This is a genomic window from Methanomassiliicoccales archaeon (genome assembly GCA_038740345.1).
Classification (GTDB): domain Archaea; phylum Thermoplasmatota; class Thermoplasmata; order Methanomassiliicoccales; family UBA472; genus JAJRAN01.
Window position 1 is genome coordinate 66,346 of record JAVYMA010000002.1, and the last position, 15,178, is coordinate 81,523.

Annotated in this window: 15 protein-coding genes; 7 read left to right on the forward strand and 8 right to left on the reverse strand. The window is 44.3% G+C overall.

Features of this window, described 5'->3' with window-relative positions; translation table 11 throughout:
• Positions 1-533 precede the first annotated feature (533 nt).
• The 3 genes from QW520_01215 to QW520_01225 all read left to right on the forward strand — a co-directional run bounded on the left by QW520_01215 (position 534) and on the right by QW520_01225 (position 2,037).
• Positions 534-1,367, forward strand: a complete 834-nt coding sequence (locus tag QW520_01215; protein ID MEM0448429.1) for a thioredoxin family protein — start codon at positions 534-536, stop codon at positions 1,365-1,367.
• Between the two features lie 306 nt (positions 1,368-1,673).
• A complete protein-coding gene (locus QW520_01220; protein ID MEM0448430.1) occupies positions 1,674-1,907 on the forward strand; it encodes a hypothetical protein in 234 nt (77 codons plus the stop codon).
• Positions 1,900-2,037 carry a hypothetical protein gene (locus QW520_01225; protein MEM0448431.1) on the forward strand — a complete coding sequence of 46 codons (138 nt, stop codon included), beginning with the start codon at positions 1,900-1,902 and terminating at the stop codon, positions 2,035-2,037. The genes QW520_01220 and QW520_01225 overlap by 8 nt, the downstream gene beginning before the upstream one ends.
• Before the next feature lie 300 nt (positions 2,038-2,337).
• Here the strand turns inward: QW520_01225 and QW520_01230 are convergent, their stop codons facing one another.
• From QW520_01230 to QW520_01265, 8 genes are all read right to left on the reverse strand, one after another.
• Positions 2,338-3,204: a pirin family protein gene (locus tag QW520_01230; protein ID MEM0448432.1), complete on the reverse strand. Its 867-nt coding sequence runs from the start codon at positions 3,202-3,204 to the stop codon at positions 2,338-2,340.
• Positions 3,205-3,269: 65 nt separating this feature from the next.
• Positions 3,270-3,662: a hypothetical protein gene (locus QW520_01235; protein MEM0448433.1), complete on the reverse strand. Its 393-nt coding sequence runs from the start codon at positions 3,660-3,662 to the stop codon at positions 3,270-3,272.
• An 18-nt stretch (positions 3,663-3,680) separates the two neighbouring features.
• A complete protein-coding gene (locus tag QW520_01240) occupies positions 3,681-4,019 on the reverse strand; it encodes a P-II family nitrogen regulator (protein MEM0448434.1) in 339 nt (112 codons plus the stop codon).
• A complete protein-coding gene (locus QW520_01245; protein ID MEM0448435.1) occupies positions 4,019-4,741 on the reverse strand; it encodes a DUF1538 domain-containing protein in 723 nt (240 codons plus the stop codon). Before QW520_01245 ends, QW520_01240 begins: the two co-directional genes overlap by 1 nt.
• Positions 4,738-5,433 carry a DUF1538 domain-containing protein gene (locus QW520_01250; protein ID MEM0448436.1) on the reverse strand — a complete coding sequence of 232 codons (696 nt, stop codon included), beginning with the start codon at positions 5,431-5,433 and terminating at the stop codon, positions 4,738-4,740. The genes QW520_01245 and QW520_01250 overlap by 4 nt, the downstream gene beginning before the upstream one ends.
• A 120-nt stretch (positions 5,434-5,553) precedes the next feature.
• Positions 5,554-5,700: a CxxC-x17-CxxC domain-containing protein gene (locus QW520_01255; GenBank protein ID MEM0448437.1), complete on the reverse strand. Its 147-nt coding sequence runs from the start codon at positions 5,698-5,700 to the stop codon at positions 5,554-5,556.
• A gap of 432 nt (positions 5,701-6,132) precedes the next feature.
• On the reverse strand, positions 6,133-7,086 hold the full coding sequence (locus QW520_01260; protein ID MEM0448438.1) for a polyprenyl synthetase family protein: 954 nt from the start codon (positions 7,084-7,086) through the stop codon (positions 6,133-6,135).
• 405 nt (positions 7,087-7,491) lie between these two features.
• Entirely contained in the window at positions 7,492-8,673 is a 1,182-nt protein-coding gene (locus QW520_01265) for a DUF835 domain-containing protein (GenBank protein MEM0448439.1), read from the reverse strand.
• Positions 8,674-9,290: 617 nt separating this feature from the next.
• Between QW520_01265 and QW520_01270 the strand changes: the two genes are divergently transcribed.
• The 4 genes from QW520_01270 to QW520_01285 all read left to right on the forward strand — a co-directional run bounded on the left by QW520_01270 (position 9,291) and on the right by QW520_01285 (position 15,008).
• A complete protein-coding gene (locus QW520_01270; GenBank protein MEM0448440.1) occupies positions 9,291-12,416 on the forward strand; it encodes a clostripain-related cysteine peptidase in 3,126 nt (1,041 codons plus the stop codon).
• A 37-nt stretch (positions 12,417-12,453) separates the two neighbouring features.
• On the forward strand, positions 12,454-12,858 hold the full coding sequence (locus tag QW520_01275; GenBank protein ID MEM0448441.1) for a pyridoxamine 5'-phosphate oxidase family protein: 405 nt from the start codon (positions 12,454-12,456) through the stop codon (positions 12,856-12,858).
• Positions 12,859-13,323: 465 nt separating this feature from the next.
• Entirely contained in the window at positions 13,324-14,361 is a 1,038-nt protein-coding gene (locus QW520_01280) for an inorganic phosphate transporter (protein ID MEM0448442.1), read from the forward strand.
• Positions 14,362-14,363: 2 nt separating this feature from the next.
• Entirely contained in the window at positions 14,364-15,008 is a 645-nt protein-coding gene (locus tag QW520_01285; protein ID MEM0448443.1) for a DUF47 family protein, read from the forward strand.
• The last annotated feature ends 170 nt before the right edge of the window (positions 15,009-15,178 follow it).

The following is a 15,178-nucleotide window of genomic DNA, read 5'->3' on the forward strand; positions in this document are numbered from 1 at the left end:
CATGCAATTATTTATTTCTTTTGTCCCACTTTCTTATTTTTTATACTTTTTCAATTAAGCAATTGTTTCAATCATTTCTTTCTCACTCAACACACTCATTAGTCTGTCCATTTGTACTTAAAAAGGTGTAAAATTTTAACAAAAGAACGAAAGAACCCCTTCAGAGAATAAAAGCATAGTTTACCTTTTTTAATTATTAATTATCTCAATGATCAGATCAACGACTCAGCTGCCTTATTCCGAGTCTGAGACGGTATTTTATGAAGACAACGGACGCGAAATTGGCAAGACGTTTGAAGATTATTTTTATTATTTATCAGTTTGAAATGATTAAACCGTGAAATAATGTTGAAAGGGAAGCCAATAATTGATGAAGTTGCATAACAAGCGGTGAGAAAAGCCCTAACTGCCCTCAAGGAGCAAGTGAAAATATTCTGTTTACGGATGGGAGTGACAATCGCCTCACATGTGCGGCACAAAGTCAACTTTTGCATGAGCTTGTGTCGCTAAGTGAGAAAATAACACTTGTGGAGATGAATGCTTTAAAAGAATCTGAGAAAATAGTAGATTTTGGCATCAGGCGCTTCCCAGCAACGGTGATTTTAGGGAAGGAGGATTTCGGCATCCGCTTCTACGGCCTTATCGCTGGCACAGAATTCTCCGCTCTATTGGAAGACATATTGATGATATCTCTTGGCCAAAGTGGCTTGGACCATGAATTGGAGTTATTGGTCAATGCTAGCGACAAAGACGTTCATATCCGGGCAATGGCAAGCTTGAATTGTCCTTATTGCCCAAAGATGGTTAGAGAAGCGCATCAATTCGCTTTCGTAACCCCTTGCTTCCGTGCGGATATGGTCGAGGTGGCAGAATTTCCCGATGTAGTGAAGGAATATGAAGTCAAGGGCGTGCCCCGAACGATTATAAATGAATTACATCGCTTTGATGGCTTAGTTCCTGCAGAACGCTTGTACTTGCAAGTTTTGAAAGCGGTGCACCTGAATACTTACTTTCGGATTCAGCAAGAGATTCGCTCTCTTGAGGGTAAAAGAAGGGCCCGGACACCTAACCCCTCCCATGAATATGATGTTATCATCATAGGAGCGGGACCCGCGGGGATGTCAGCCACACTCTATGCAGCCCGAAAAGGTTTAGACGTCTTATTGTTGTCCAATGATCTCGGTGGTCAAGTAAATTACACCGCCAAGGCGGAGAACTACTTAGGAGTCCCTGAGGTTAGCGGTGCAGAAATGGTGGGAGCATTTCGGGAACATATTGAATTATATGGAATCGCAGAAGGCTTGGGCGAAATTGTGCACGAGGTCTTTCATTCAGAAAATGGGATTTACCGTAAGGACGGAAACTGACCGGGATTTTAGGTCAAAGGCAGTGATTTTCTGCGGAGGAAAGGAATATAGGCGCACAGGTGCACGAGGTGAGGAGAAACTACTCGGCAAAGGAATCGCTTTCTGCGCAACCTGCGATGCCCCATTATACAAAGAGAAAATAATAGCAGTTGTTGGAGGCGGGAACTCCGCGTTTACGGCTCTCAGAGATCTTCTTCCACTCGTTAGGAAGGCCTATCTGGTGCATCGTCGAGGGATTTTCGAGCCGACGCTCCGCTGGTAGACGAGGTCTGAAGCTCAAATAAGGTTATTTTTTTGCTCCCGTATATGGTTGAGAAATTCTTAGGCGACGATCATTTGGAGGCAGCGCTGTTAAGAAACATAGAAAATGAAGAAGTATTTCTTCTCGAAATTGACGGAGTATTTTTAGAGATTGGAATGGAGCCTAAGGTCGGCCCTCTTCGGAATCACGTGAGGTTGAATGAAATTGGGGAGGTACCGGTAGGCAAGGATATGTCCACCGAAGTCGAGGGACTTTTTCGTTGCAGGGGATGTGACTGATTCCAAGGAGAAACAAATATCTATCGCTGTTGGTAAGGGGGCCATGGCTGCTCTCTCAGCCCATCGCTATTTAGTGGAAAGGGGATTGACTGCGAGCCGTGTACCCACGGTGGACCTTGGCAATGAGTAGGTTATAGATATTCTCGATGCATTCGCTCTCGATGTTCTAGGTATAGCGCCCATGCTAATTCGATATGGTGGTGTAGTAAATACTTTCATATCCAATCCCCGCAATTTTTATATTTTAATCTTATCAAAATTTAAATGGCTCAGTACGCAATCCTTTTATTAGAGAATTTGATTTTAAAAGAATGAAAATATAATTATCTTTGAAACCTCTTAGAATCATAAAAATTTTCGCCTTTCTACCATACACATAAGTTTTATCAATTGCAGCAATCGGAAGAGGAAACTTCAACCTACTAATGATTTAAACAAAACCACTCTTAATTTTTACAAAGTTGCCTTGCCGCAATTCCTCGAAGGCTAAATCCAGCTCTTTCTGAGTGTTCATCACGATAGGGCCTCTCCATGCCATAGGCTCTTTCAACGGCGTTCCATGAGCAAAAAGAAACTGGCACCCTTTCTCACCCGCCTGAGCCATAATACAATCCCCTTGCGTAAAGAGGATTGTGCTGTTATTCTGAATGGCCTTACTATGGTCATCTTCTAAGACATTTATCCCGCCTTCAAAGATATGGGCAAAAGCAAGATCGTCATGCGGAATGGAGGCGCTCCACTCGGCTCTTGGCGGTAGCTCCGTGTGAAAGAGACCAATTTTCACCACCATCTCTTTCATCGCTCCCTGCACTCCATTCCTAGAGCCAGCAATAATCTTTATCCTAGCTCCTTCCTCGGTCCAAATTGTTGGGATATCAGCGGATCTAAAATCCTGATAACTTGGATTAACTAATTTTTGGTCACGCGGCAGATTGACCCATAGTTGAAATCCATTTATTCCCTCCCTTCCAGCTCGCGGCATCTCCTGATGAAGAATCCCACTACCAGCAATCATCCATTGGACTTCACCTGGACCGATTTTTCCCCAGTTCCCAAGGCTATCCTGATGCTCAATGCTTCCTGAAATTAGATAGGTTACTGTTTGTATGCCGCGATGTGGGTGAAAGGGAAAACCAGCCTCAAAATCATTCGGGTCGAAAGAACGGAAATGGTCCAACAATAGAAAAGGGTCGAAATCAGCGGCTTCTTTTTGTCCGAACGCTCTATTCAAGCGGACTCCAGCACCTTCCGTGATCGACTTGGCTACTAATACCATACGAACGCTTCGGCGCCTCATAATCGATTCTACGATGCAAGGGGTATTTCTCATTTAGGTAGGTAATTAAGTGCTTTGACAATTTATTAAATAAGAAAGGCCAACCCGAAGAGAACTACAATCGACAACAATATAATAGCAGCGATTAAGGTTATAACAACAGCAAGTACAGCGATTAGTAACGCCTTCCCCCATGTGGTGCGGAATAGGAATTTGTATAATGCCAGGAAAGCCAATAAAGCGATAATGGTACTTAGGAGCAAAGACCACGGTCGGTCCAGGAAAGCGCTTGAAATCCTTGAGCTAAAATAATAAACTCCATAGAAAACGAATGAGCCCAGCAGGGTACCCAGCATGGCTGCTCCTAAAGAGACTCGACCGTCTGTGACTACCCTAGCTGCGAGGTATAAAGGGAAAGATATGATTACCCAGACCATTAGAAGTAGAAGAACAGTCACTAATAACGTGAACAAGATCATTTCTTAGCTCCGCAATAATTATCCTAAACATTCTCCAGTCATATGGACCTTTCCAATCACCTCATTCAGAGGCAAGACCATCGCCATACCATTTCCTGGCTCGTTCAATTTAGTGGCCTGTACTATGGCATCCAGCACTTTTTGCTTTATATCGGAGCTGACAGTGGTCAAGAGGATCTCTTTTTCTGGTTCCACCATGAGTCCAAGGAAAGTTTTCCTCTCATGCACGCCACACCCTCTTCCAAATAGAATAGTACCTCCCTCTGCCCCTGCCTTTCTAGATGCTTCTAATGCCGTATCGGCCCATCCCTTTCGAACTATGGTTATGATAAGTTCCATGCGCCTACCTTCGCTCATTATATTCCCTTCTTCTTATGTTTAATGATTATCCCCAAAGACAAGATGAATATTATTGGTGCGAGCGCAATAAGTGCGATCAGGCCGAAACCTGTCACCAACGGATCTCCTCCTTGTTGGACAGAGGCCACACCTACCGCCATGGACATCAGGAAGGATACGGCCATCGGTCCCGTGGCAACACCTCCTGCATCAAAAGCTACGGCTACGAAATCCAAATCCGAAAGGAACAAAAGAACTATTACCAATAAATAGCCGGGCAAGATGATGTATATGAAATCGATTTCATAGATTATCTTGGCGAATCCCAAAGATACTAAAGTGCCCACGCCGAAGGCCAAGGTGTAAATTAGAAGACGATATTTTATGAAACCACTAGAGGATTTCTCCACTTGATAGCATAAGACTTTGACCGCCGGCTCCGCCAGGGTAGCTATGAATCCCATCATGAATCCTAGCGGCACAAGTACCCAATTGTCAAGCAAAGAACCAAAGTATCGACCTATTTCGCTTCCCAGGGGTAAGAAGCCGAGGTAAACTCCTTCTAAAAACAGTACCATTCCTAATCCAGTCAGAGCAATACCCCAACCTAATTTTATTAATTGGTTGCGAGGGAATTTAATGAAAAGTAATTGGAAAATAAGGAAGAAGGCAATCAATGGAGCTAAGGCTGAAATTACATCAACTATCACATCACCAATTTCAACCGCCTCAACGCTCATCCCCAGAAAACCCCCAAAAGCATCAAGCCCAATATAGGGCCGATAGAAGCGATTCCGATGAGGCCGAAGCCCTCGGATAAGCGACTTTTACCGCTTAGTACCGAAGTTAAACCTATTCCAAGCGCCAATATGACTGGGACCGTCATTGGTCCGGTGGTTACTCCTCCAGCGTCAAAGGCTATGGCCATATACTCCTTTGGAACAAAGAAGGAAAGGGCGATTACCGAAACATAACCAGCAGCTAGAACATACCTAATATCCACACTGAATAATATCCTCAAAGCTGCGACAGCCATGAATAGAGCAAGGCTGAACGAGATGACAAAAAGTAGGGCGGTGCGCGAAATCTCGTCCTCTGAAACTGAAGCTATTACGCTGCTAAGGACACGTACATCGGGTTCAGCCAATGTGACGAGGAATGAGAGGGCGAAAATCGTACCTACAATGAATAGCACTGATTGCCTCTGCGGCAAAGCCCCACCAACCGCTTCACCCATTGGCAACATCCCTTCTTTTACACCGATGAGGAAGAGGGTAAATCCTAGTAGGACCATTAAAACCGCAACCATAAATCCTGCGATTTCAATTAGGGACTTCTTCAACAGTAATATCTGGATAATTAGCGCAATGATCACTATTGGCGAGACGGAGTATGCAACTTCTTTTAATGTGCTCCGAAAGCCATCTACCATATTTTCCCCATCTTACTGCAGCTCTTTGGATTAGTAACTTTCGCATAAGCAAATAGATACACTCTTGCGAATTTTGTTAAAAAAATAAATCTGGCTCTTTAAGAGCCAAATGTGGTACTTTCAGAAGCGTCTTGCCGGCTTATGCTTGCTGAAGCAGTCGCGGCAATACACGGGCCTGCCCTCAGTGGGCTTGAATGGGACCTCGCACTCCTTCTTGCAGTCACTGCAGACGGCTTTGTGCTTTTCCCTTGGCCTGTCGTTGTACATCCTTGAATTCACCTCCGGTCTACTGATTAACTAAAATGGCCTTTCTCTTGGGGCCTACTCACCCGGAGGGTTCGTGAGGTCTCCAACGAACGGTTACATTTAGCTGACCCCAGCGACTAAGATACAAGTATATTAATGTATCGAATATCTTAGAATAGAATATCAAGCGGGACAAGTTTAACACTAATATGTGATGAATAGGCCACTTAATAACGCCATAAATGCAAAATGGCAATAACGCCAGGGATTCATTCAATTTATTAATGCAAGAATCTAAAAATATTAATCATGTTCTTTTTTCATATACGATATAAATCGTTCTGGGTTTAAGCGCCAATGATATGCCAAATGGCAAAGCTATACTCTCAACCCCTCGAAATTTATTGTTTTGAACTTCCTAATTATATCAAACAGAAGGTGGTAAGCCTTGACTCATTGGAATAGAGCTAAGAAAGGCTCTGGATCCCGGAGATGAAGAACTTCTCGCTTTGCCATCCGCACATGTTTTTGAATTAGTTCCTGGCCTCTCTCAAATCCCCTGTTTTCGTCAATCACGCTTATTAAATCCGCTAACTCCTTTTTCGATATATCCTCGGGAGATTTTGAGAACATATCAAGTAGGATTCTGCGACATCTTTCATCCTTTAATGAGAAGATGATGGGCAGAGGAAGGCTCTCCTTGCATATCCTTGAGCGTAACTCCCAATCATCATTGAAAGTATCCTCTAGGTCATCCCTTAAAATACAAACCTCTCCTAGATGCCGGCCATATCTACCTAGAGCTTCACACTCTTCTTGGTTGCCTCCTCCGAGCATCGCTCCTACTTTAGTATATGCTTCCACGTCAGCGGCCTTCATATGCACTATGTGCAGGTATCTTCTAGGATTCGAATTCAAATTTCTGACCAAGCTCAACTCTTCCATCTCCGCAGATCCTAGCTCAAAGAGCCCACTTCTTATTTCATTCACAGCCTGTTGTGCTCGGCTTTTAGGCACATCTGACATTTCTGAAAGCATTGAAAGGCCAGCGATCAATAGAGCGTCTCCTGCAAGAAGGGTAGCTTCCATGCCATAAATGCCCTGAATGGATGCTATTCTTCGCTTCTTCCGCGCAAAAGATTTGTCAATAATATCATCATGCAGATCGAATGCCCCTCCGCAAAGCACCAATGCTTTTGCTGCCTGGCGCACAACTCTAGAATCTCCTCCTACCGCTTGGCAGGACATCACCATCAAAGCAGCGCGTGTATAATCTCTCCATCTGCGGGAAAAGTGGCCTAACACCTTTTTTGCCGTGATGGATGGTATTCTCATAGAGAAAAGGTCCGAAAATGCTTCATCAACGATATCCTCCCCTAATTTTTTAAGCATTTCACGAGTGCCCATAAGCCCTACCTCATTTTTCTCCCATATTTACGCATCCATAACCAAACTTTGAACTCGATTTAAAGCGTTGAAACGCGAAAGTGTTTCTGCATAATGATGATATTTATTTGTCGGATAATTATTTACTGTTCAGAAAACATAGGTTGACTGACACCTTTATTATCCCTATAGATAATACTATGCGAATAGTTTTATATGATATTATTATCATTTGAGATAATACTTCTCGATTAGGTCGGGAGGGTAAAGGGGGATTAGAAGTGAGGAAGGTAAAATCGACCGAAGCTCAGATTTGGCGCTGAGGCCGAATATCCATTTGGAGAAACTATCAAGCATCAATCCTTTCAGCATTCTTTTTTTTTTCTAAGATCGAGCTTTATTTTTGTTAACTTTTATAAACGTAATCTAATCTGCAACGATTTGAAACTCTCTCTCTAAAAGCGCTGTTTGTTGTTCTTCAATCGTGTCTGGATCCAATGATATTATCAGAGTGGCGTTGACCATTGAGATCTCATCCCTCAGGTCAAAGAGCATCTTCATAACCTCTTCTGGTGGATTGTTTTCCATTAGATATTCCACGCAGTCGATTATTACCGCCCCGGATCCTCCCTTTCGCAAGAATTCTATGATTATGTGCTGCAGGATCGATAGGTTCGCTGGCTCCACACGATAAGGCCCTGGGTGCTTGGCTAGCCAAATTATGGGCGTCTTTTCTATGTGGTATTCATCGCGCAGCATGTCTGGATGAGATCTTGTCACTATCAAGCCGATCTTTCCAGAGGCAAGAAGACCTAGGAACAATCTATAGGACCTTTCGGGGCGCTTCTCTTTAACCATGATGAACTTGGAGCTCTCTGCCAGCTCCCGGTCTTTTCTCTTCACACCCCGTATCTCATTTTCCTTAGCTGCGCTGGGTAGGAAAAGGCGGTACCGCATTATTCCGTAGGCAAACACTCCTGCGAGAGCTAGGAAGCCTGGTGAAAGAATGAAAGGTATGTCTGGATTGATATTCTCAAGACCTCGAAAGGCGAAGGCGTAGGCCACTGGAGAGATTACGCCGAGAGAAATCAGTCTGCTTTGTTTCCGCGTATGCTCCCATTTAACGTCCCGACAGGTGTGGTGGACCATGAATATCGTTAAGGAAATGTAGCCAAGGACCACACTGGTCCAAACTATGAAAGCAGTAGTTCCTGTTACTCCCCATCCGGCAGGCGTGTGTACAACATCTGTTACAGGCACAACGGCTATTGTGGCTGAAAGGAGGGCTATAATCACAAGCATCGTCTCTCTACCTCGGAACCAGCCACTAAATCTTTCGTGTGGGAGAAATGAGGCGAGATAAAGAATGCTCGCGAATAGGAGAACTACAATGAACAATTCAGACCGTGCAATCCATAAGGCTAGCTCGCGGCTCGGAGCGTGAAGAAGAGCGAAATCGAGAAAGGAACCAATAAAGAACAGCCACATGGAGTAAAGAAAAGCTTTCGAGATGGGAAAGCTCGGACTCTGGAGATATACATATAAGCCTAAAGCCACCCCGATTATGCCTACTACCAAAGACAGCAGGCCAACTGATATGTTCTCCACGACCTCGCCTTCATTTTTCCATTACCGGTCTTTTTAAAAAGGGTTATCAGTTGATTTTCATAATTGATAATCAAATTGCGTATGATTTCGAGGTTCGCCAGAGCATTAACATAAAAATATTGGTAAATGTCTCGTCGCGATTTTGGATAACGATGAAAAAATCCATGACGATTTATCAACTTTGATTTATTAAGCGTTTTAAGTGCATTAGCAGAGGATTAGGTGTTAAAAGATCTTTAATATACTTTTTTTTAAAAAAAAAGCACGGGAAGCATTGAGCTTTTAATCGTTGCAGCATAAGCTAGGTTAAAATTTTATTTTTAAAAAATATCAAAATCTTTTTCTGCCTTTTTTCATTAAATCTATTCGATTCTGAATGTAGTATCCACCTCTCTCTGAGGATTTTGACTCATGCTCTTAATGATCAAAAGTAGTTGATTATACTAGATATGCTCCCGGTTTTCAATATTTTGAGTTAAGGAATGAAGGAATTTAATATAAGTATGATTATAATAATTTATATTGAGTTCATAGACCATCGCAGACATGGCTCTTATAAAAAAAACACGATATATCTATTATACGAAAGAGCTATGGGCAATCACAAAGGCTTAGAAATGCCCGTCAAAAAGAAATTAGTTTGCACGATTATCACTTTCCTATACATATCCACCATCTTTGGAGCTTCTTTAATCTCCCAGTCTTCTTGGGGAGAAAATGCGATTGCTAATTGGACGTTCTTGGTCTATCTGGATGCGGATAACAATTTAGAGAGATATGGAATCGAAGACTTCTTGGAGATGGCCTCAGTGGGTTCCACATCCCAGGTCAATATAGTGGTGCAGTTCGACCGTAGTCCGCTTACCAGTTGGAATGGTGGCACATCCTCTTATGAGGATTGGAAGGGAACCAAGCGCTTTCTGGTGAAAAATGGGGATCGTCCGGTCCCATTTTATCAGCTCGCGGATCTAGGCGAACTCAACATGGGTAGCCCTAGCACTTTGAGGGCGTTTTTAGAATGGGGAATTTCGAGCTATCCTGCCGAGCATTATGCCCTGGTATTATGGGATCATGGAGGCGGATGGGTATATGGCGTATGCTCTGACGAGACCAGTGGTGGGGACTCACTGCTACTTCCCGAGATAAGGCAAGCTCTTATAAGTGCTCAACAATCGACAGGAAAGACTCTGGATCTTCTTGGCTTTGATGCGTGTTTCATGGGCATGTTTGAGGTGGCTTATGAATTCATGGACTTAGCTACAACAGTTGTATTCTCTGAAGAGACCGAGCCAGGTCAAGGTTGGCCTTATGACAGGATACTTTCCTCATTGGTCTCCAGATCCTCCATGACATCGATACAGCTAAGTGAGGTCATCGTCAGGGAGTATTCTGAGTACTACGGTTCATCCGGAAAAGAGACCTTGTCCTCGGTGGCCACAACGGCTCTGAATTCGCTTTCAAGAGCGCTCTCGGGTTTCGCCTATGAACTTATCTCAGCCTGGCCTTCGTATGAGATATCAATACGTCAAGCCAGATCTAAAGCCGAGAGTTTTGAATATCGGATGTTTGTGGATCTCTATGATTTCTCTTTAAATATAAAGGATAGTGGAATTACACTTTCACTTACCGCCTCAGCTGAACAGGTTATGTCGGCGGTGGAGAAGACTGTGCTGTATGAGAGAAGTGGTTCATTGAGAGCTGATGCCCATGGCATAGCAATATACTTTCCCGACATTGTATCAGATTTAAACTTGATTGGCTACCGCTCTGATTCGACGTTCACTGATGATAACCTATGGGACGAGTTCCTTGCCTCTTACTTCGACGTCGGTGAGGGCTTAATCAGACCTGACAATTACGAAGAGGACGATTCTTATCAACAGTCGAGTATCCTTTATCCCTCTCAGCCGCAGTACCACTCTATTACTGATTATGGGATGGACATAGATTGGGCCATGTTCAATTTGGAACAAGATACCGAGGTGGTGCTTCAGACATCAGGCATAAGTGGTGACACCGAGCTATTTTTATACAATTCTTCCAGCGCCCCGAACATAGAAATGGCTTGTGATGATGATGGTGGGGTAAGGCGTTTCTCCCGCCTTGCGATTCACCTTACTGCCGGAAACTATTTTGTGAAAGTGATCGAGAAAGGAAAAGACTCCGAGATCGTGAATTACGAGCTTCTAATGAGCATCCCTTGCGGCAGAGATGCGTATGAGCCAGATGATTCTCCCCAGAACGCTAGCATGCTCCTCATCGACTCCCCTCAAGAACACTCAATAGGTGAGAAAGGTGCGGATGTGGATTGGGCTCGCTTTGAACTGTTTACTACGCAAAACATATTGATTGAGACATGGGGTCCGCTGGGAGACACTCGCCTTTGGCTCTATTGTCATGAAGGAGGGGGGTTGTTCGAGGTGGCATATGACGATGATACTGGCTCAGGGCTTTTTTCCATGATAATGGAATTTGACCTTCCCCAAGGCATATATTATGTTAGAGTGGAAGAAAATTATAATGATGAAGAGATTCTAAAATATTGGTTGAACTTAACAACTTTTTCCTCTCAAGACGATTTCGAAGAAGATGACTCATTTCAGACGGCTACGCTATTGATGCCAGGGGAGGAGCAATGGCATTCGATTGGGCCTGAAAACAAAGACAAGGATTGGTATGTATTTTACTTGCCCTTCCCATCTCGCGTGAGGTTAGAGACCTATGGCCCAAAGGGCGATACTTTCCTGAGGTTATATTCTAGTTCCTCTGTACCATGGAGGGAAATAGATAGCGACGACGACTCTGGGGTGGGCTATTTCTCCATGCTGGAATTTGATTTATTGCAGGCAGGCACTTATTATGCGGTAGTGGAGGCATTTCGTGGAATTCTTTTCTTCGCCGCGGAGCCTATCCCACGTTATGGAATCTATCTGACCACGGCTCCTTCTCCACCAGACTTGCATATGGTCAGCGTCGATGATGATGGAATACAATTGATGTGGGAACCATCGGCGTCTGATGGCGGGAGCCCTATTATTAGCTACGATATAATGAGAGCCTCCATTTCGGGCTCAACCACCTTTTATCGCTCGATCACAGCCACGAGCTTCCTAGACGTAAACATCAGTGAGGGAGCGAAATACTATTACACAGTTAGAGCGAGGTCATCTTTCGCTAAGAGCGAAAGATCAAACGAGGTAACAGCAGTCATACCTGGATTGTTGAACATACCGGATCCTATTAGCAGCGTGGGAATTGAATGCTATTGGAATAGCATTGTATTGAGCTGGCGACCTCCTTCAGATAATGGAAGCCCAATATTATTATACCACATTTTTTGCGGCTTAGAAGAGGACGGGTCAGATCGGCAGGAGGTGGGAATGACCAGCAACATTACCTTCATCCATGCCGGGCTCGATCGAGAGACGACATATTATTACTGGGTGATCGCCGAGAACGGGAATGGAATGGGTTTGTTAGGCTCTTCAACCAAAGCCGTTACCAGGTACGATTTTGATGAATCAGGAGCGACAACACTGTTTTATATTCTCTTGGTGCTTGCTATGGTGCTTGCTATTTCAATTCTATTTTTCATGTTATTCATAGCGTTTAAACCAAAGAAGCCGGAATCTAAAATCATGAAAGAGAAACCGTTTCAGGGCCATCAAATCTTTTGCCCCAACTGTGGTTGGAATGTAGAAGGTCATACATATTGTAGTCGGTGTGGAAGAAAGGTGTCTTAGAGTAAGGATGATTATCCTGACCGACAATATGCATCTCATGGCTCAGCTTACTCAAGAAATGATGGACTTTATCAAGTCCTCTAAGGCATTTGCTCTGGCCACAGCGACAAGAACAGGCGAACCTAATGTTGTGCCGGTTGGTGCGGTGTTCCTAATGGATGCAGAAACGATATGGATAGGCAATCAGTTCATGAAAACGACTATTGCGAATTTGAAGGAGAATCCTAGAGCGGCCCTCACTGTTTGGACACCAGGTGTTAAAGGATGCTATAAACTAAAGGGGAATATCAGTATATTGGATTCAGGCGAGGATTACGAGAAGATGAAGGGCATGGTGAGCGCCAAGCGTGCGGATCTTTTCTGTAAATCACTGCTAGTTTTCCGCATAACTGAGGTCTATCAATGCGCTTCAGGCCCAGATGCTGGGAAGCGTTTACTCTGAAGTTGCTCATAATGCAAGGTCAGGCAAATAATAATCGGGCTGCGGAGGCATCGGTTCTTCGCGAGCAATATATACTGGGGAGTGGGCTCCCTCGAAGCGAGGATTAAAGGCGTTTCCCATATTGCTAAATGTAAATTTTTCCACTTTTCATTGGTATTAAGATCTACAGCTCTCTTATAATCTGAATCTATGGATAAGAGGCTCGGCTCAAAGAGATTCTAGACCATGGCAAGTGCAAATTCTACGCGATTGTTTGTCGCGCCTGGAGCCTCTTATCTCATGCTTCCTTCTAAGCTGCCATTTTTCCACTTTAACACAGAAGGAGAGGAAATTGGCTCTGGATCGACTGAGCTTCCGGGTTCAGACAAATACCTATCACAAAATTAGATCAGATATAAATATCTGACAAGACTCGACAAATAGGAATAGGGACTAAGCCTATATCATAATAATTGGGCGAGGTCAATGGAGTTTTTAGCAGTGGCAGGAATTGTACTCGCGCTAGCTTTTACCTTTACCAATGGTTTTCAAGATGCTAGCTCAGTCGCCGCTACCTTTATCGCATCCCGTTCCGCCAAGCCTCGTCAGGGGATAATCTTGGTGGCTTCGATGGATTTTCTGGGGGCGATGCTGGGCGGCAGCGCTGTAGCTTTCACCTTAGCAGGCCTCCTGCTCATAGAGCCAGGAGAGCAAGCGCTTCTTCTTCTTTTAACAGCTCTTATCGCTTCAACGGCTTGGAATCTGATGACTTATTTTTTCTCACTGCCCTCCTCCTCCACTCATGCCATCATTGGTGGATTGATCGGAGCTGCAGTAGCCGCGAAGGGCATGGGATCTGTCCTTTGGGGTTGGGAGGAGTTATTTACCCCCAATCACCAGCTAATTGGTCTTGTAAGAATCCTTTCTTTCCTCTTCATATCGATCATAATAGGCTTAATGGGAGGATATCTAGCACATAAAATAGCTGCATTATCGCTAAGGAACGCTAAAACTGAAGTCAACCGCAAAATCATCAAGGCCAATTGGGTAGTGGCGGCAGGGATGGCGTTCTTTAACGGCGCCAATGATGCGCAAAAGCAATTGGGCGTAATCGCTCTGATAATGTTCAGCGCGGGAATGACTTCCGCACTTGAAGTCGAGCTCTGGGCCAGGATCGCATGCGCATCTTTGCTTGGCTTAGGCACTTTGATGGGAGGTTGGCGTGTCATGCGTACTTTGGGGAGCAGGATATTCCTCGTTAGGCCTATTCATTCATTAGAATCCCAGGCGGCTTCCGCCGCTTCTATCGCTTTCTCCACTCTTTATGGAGCCCCTATCTCCTCTACTCATGTAATCTCCTCTTCCATAATGGGCGTGGGGGCGGCAGAAAACCCGACGAAGGTACGGTGGTCCGTTGGCAAAGAAATCGTCATTTCATGGGTCCTGACCATTCCAGTGACCATGACCATATCCGCCTGCCTCTATCTTTTATTGATTTCATTGGTATTCGTAGGAGGGAGATAGACTTGGTAGTTTCTAATGGTAAGAGAAAAAGAAAGAGCATAATAGAATCGATTTTTCCTAGGGAGTACGATTTTGAGGATATGCTCGTCACCCAGGCACAACTCACCGCCAAAGGAGTCCGTTCCTTGATGGAGTGGCTGGGGAACGAACAGATCATAGCACCGACGGAACTAGACCGACAAGAACAGGAATTAGATAAATTCCGCCACGATATGGAAGACAAGCTCAGCCAAGCCTTCTCCACTCCGTTCGACCGCCAGGAAATATATGGCCTCTCCAGGCAGATGGATTATATAATGAATTACTCAGTAGAGACGGCAAAGGAGATTTTTGCCTTCGGAGTAGAACCAGACTATCACATGAAAATGATGGTTCAAAGTCTTCTCAAGGGAACGGAGGAAGTGGTAGAAGGAGTGCGCATGTTATCATCAAAAGAGGGTGATTTCGAGGGTAAGGTGCGAAGGATCCGTGGCTTCCTTCACGAGATTGAAGCGACATACATTACAGCAATGGTTGAATTATTCAAATTGAATGACCCATCACTCATGCTGAAGCGGCTCGAGATATATCACCATCTTCGCGATGCAGGTAGAGCCCTACGAGCGACTGTCGACGTCCTTCACCGCATGAAGGTTGATATAATCTGATTCATAATATGGCATCAAAGTAAATGGAGCAAAAAAACGTTCCCTATCTCCAATCTCCTTCCCCCTTCTTTGGTTGCAAATAAAATAATGGCACTCAATGATGCGGTGCAGTCCGTTCACCTCCAATCATTCGGTTTATTCATTGAAGTAATTCAGGCGAGTTCAAGGAG

Bases quoted from the DNA above. Each gene is read 5' to 3' on its own strand.
- QW520_01215 (MEM0448429.1), top strand. From the start codon at position 534: ATGAATGCTTTAAAAGAATCTGAGAAAATAGTAGATTTTGGCATCAGG.
- QW520_01270 (MEM0448440.1), top strand. From the start codon at position 9,291: ATGCCCGTCAAAAAGAAATTAGTTTGCACGATTATCACTTTCCTATAC.
- QW520_01240 (MEM0448434.1), bottom strand. From the start codon at position 4,019: ATGAGCGAAGGTAGGCGCATGGAACTTATCATAACCATAGTTCGAAAG.
- QW520_01260 (MEM0448438.1), bottom strand. From the start codon at position 7,086: ATGGGCACTCGTGAAATGCTTAAAAAATTAGGGGAGGATATCGTTGAT.
- QW520_01220 (MEM0448430.1), top strand. From the start codon at position 1,674: ATGGTTGAGAAATTCTTAGGCGACGATCATTTGGAGGCAGCGCTGTTA.
- QW520_01250 (MEM0448436.1), bottom strand. From the start codon at position 5,433: ATGGTAGATGGCTTTCGGAGCACATTAAAAGAAGTTGCATACTCCGTC.
- QW520_01230 (MEM0448432.1), bottom strand. From the start codon at position 3,204: ATGAGGCGCCGAAGCGTTCGTATGGTATTAGTAGCCAAGTCGATCACG.
- QW520_01245 (MEM0448435.1), bottom strand. From the start codon at position 4,741: ATGAGCGTTGAGGCGGTTGAAATTGGTGATGTGATAGTTGATGTAATT.
- QW520_01255 (MEM0448437.1), bottom strand. From the start codon at position 5,700: ATGTACAACGACAGGCCAAGGGAAAAGCACAAAGCCGTCTGCAGTGAC.
- QW520_01280 (MEM0448442.1), top strand. From the start codon at position 13,324: ATGGAGTTTTTAGCAGTGGCAGGAATTGTACTCGCGCTAGCTTTTACC.
- QW520_01275 (MEM0448441.1), top strand. From the start codon at position 12,454: ATGGCTCAGCTTACTCAAGAAATGATGGACTTTATCAAGTCCTCTAAG.
- QW520_01235 (MEM0448433.1), bottom strand. From the start codon at position 3,662: ATGATCTTGTTCACGTTATTAGTGACTGTTCTTCTACTTCTAATGGTC.